Source organism: Brevibacterium sp. SIMBA_078 (assembly GCF_046534565.1).
GTDB lineage: Bacteria > Actinomycetota > Actinomycetes > Actinomycetales > Brevibacteriaceae > Brevibacterium.
The window spans coordinates 1-247 of sequence record NZ_JAWRYQ010000460.1 but is presented as its reverse complement, the minus strand read 5'-3'; the positions used below and the strand labels follow the sequence as shown (position 1 = coordinate 247).

Sequence of the window (247 nt, the reverse complement as noted above, 5' to 3'; positions counted from 1 at the left end):
GTCTGAATTCGTCTAGACAGCATCTCTTGGACAATTGAATCCGTCCGGTTTCCTGTCATGAGGTCTACAGAAAACTGAACATCAATTTTATGACAATCAATAAAACGGCATTCTGGAGAAGGTTTCATATAGGTGTAGGTTTGATGTGAGTTCATGATGAGGTAAAGAATTTCACTTCGTTTGGCAGGTGTGACAGCCTCGGTTTCATAGTTCCAAGAACCTTGAATATAACCTAAGTCTTTTAATA

Annotated in this window: 1 protein-coding gene; it reads right to left on the bottom strand. The window is 38.9% G+C overall.

Annotation, left to right across the window (positions count from 1 at the left end; translation table 11 throughout):
- On the bottom strand, positions 1-247 hold a 247-nt coding region (locus SB749_RS20410; RefSeq protein WP_410711916.1), incomplete at both ends, for a hypothetical protein.